Here is a 1689-nt window from a genome sequence, read left to right as displayed (position 1 = left end):
ATTATTAATTATATAGCTTGGAAGTAGTACTCGTGTACACAAAAGGATGCTATTCACATTGGAATAACATCCTTTTTTTATTAATGAGTATCATGCAGGAATCTTTTAATTCTATAATAGTTCAGTCCATAAAGACATGATCCATAAATAATTATGCCTAATAGCGAGCAAATGATAATGATAATATAGGCATTTAGATAATTATCCATCATACTTTCAAACAGTAAAACAATAATAGTCATCGTCATAGCTGAAAGCAAATAGGTAAATAACCTGAACTTTGCTTTATTGAAATTAAATCCAACCTTCTTGTTAATTAGGAAAATATTAAACAGTAATGAACTTGAATAACCACAATAAGTTGCTATAATAAATCCTTCTTCATGGAAGAACATCGGTAAAATCATATTTAGTATTAATTTTATGAGGATGCCTATTAATAATCCTTGTATTAATTTTTTATGTTGATTAATCGCTTGAAGAATGGAAGAAGTGACACTATAGAAGGCAATTAATATGGCAGCAGGTGCATAAATCTTCAGTAAATGTCCTCCTAAATCTGGTGAGTTGCTTTCTCCAAATAAAACAAGGTATAAGGGATCGGCTAAAATAAAAATTCCTAGCGCCGCTGGGAAAATAAGCATGGTTAACAGTAAGAAAGATTGATTCATTTGATTTCGTAACATAGTGAAATCCTTTTGAATATATGATTTCGTTATAGTAGGTATAAGGGATACACTTAGTCCGGTCGTTATTGAAACAGGTATTAAAACAAGGATTTGTGCTAGTCCAACAACAGAGTTTACTATTTCTGCATCCACTTGTGAATACCCAAGATCCATTAGTATTTTATTGATTGTAAATGTATCTATATTTTGATAAATTGGCAAGCTAAGGCCCATAATAACGAAGGGAATCGAGTAAGTAATCATTTCTTTATAAATACTTCGAATCGAAATTTCGCTGTATGAACTTTCTCGATTAACTGGTCTGAAAAAGTAGTCTTTTTTTCTCCATATTCCAAATATAAGAATTCCAATTCCAAAAACAGCTCCAATAAAAGCACCAAATGTTCCTACTCCTACTGCTTTTGTAACGGATGAGTTTAATACTTTAATAGCAATGAATACTCCAATAAGTATAAAGAAAACTCTAGCTAATTGTTCAACAAATGTGCTAACAGCGGATGGTCCCATTAATTGATAACCTTGAAAGAATCCGCGTAGAAAGCTCATTGGAGGAATAATGAGTAAAGCAAAGCTTACCATTCTAATTACATATGTTACACTTTCAAATGAATTTCCATCACTACTATTATCAACTACCACGCTAGCAAGTGCAGGAGCAAGATTATAAAGAATAGTAAAAGCAGTAATCCCAGAAATCATCATTGCAATGATTCCATACTTGAAAATCTTCTGTACAATCTCTTCATTACCTAATTGATTATATTTCGATACCATTTTGGATATAGCCAAAGGAATACCCATTGTTGAGAGACTGATCATAATAGTATAGGGTCCATAAGCATATTTGTATAAAGCATATCCTGACGTGCCTACTAAATTAGTAAATGGAATGATATAAATAAAACCTAAAATTTTAGATAATAGCGATGCAGCCGATAGTAACATAGTACCTTTTAACAGTTTGTTTCCCATATAATTTCTCCATTTTATAATTAACATT

Annotated in this window: 1 protein-coding gene; it reads right to left on the bottom strand. The window is 31.2% G+C overall.

Translation table 11 applies throughout. From position 1 onward, the window contains the following. Positions 1 to 80: 80 nt before the first annotated feature. On the bottom strand, positions 81 to 1689 hold a 1609-nt coding region (locus V7014_RS27000), incomplete at its 5' end, for a putative polysaccharide biosynthesis protein (protein ID WP_335512192.1).

The sequence above is a fragment of the Bacillus sp. JJ722 genome, assembly GCF_036963345.1.
Lineage (GTDB): Bacteria > Bacillota > Bacilli > Bacillales > DSM-1321 > Bacillus_AD.
The sequence above is the reverse complement of the archived record's forward strand: the minus strand, read 5'-3'. Positions and strand labels throughout refer to the sequence as shown.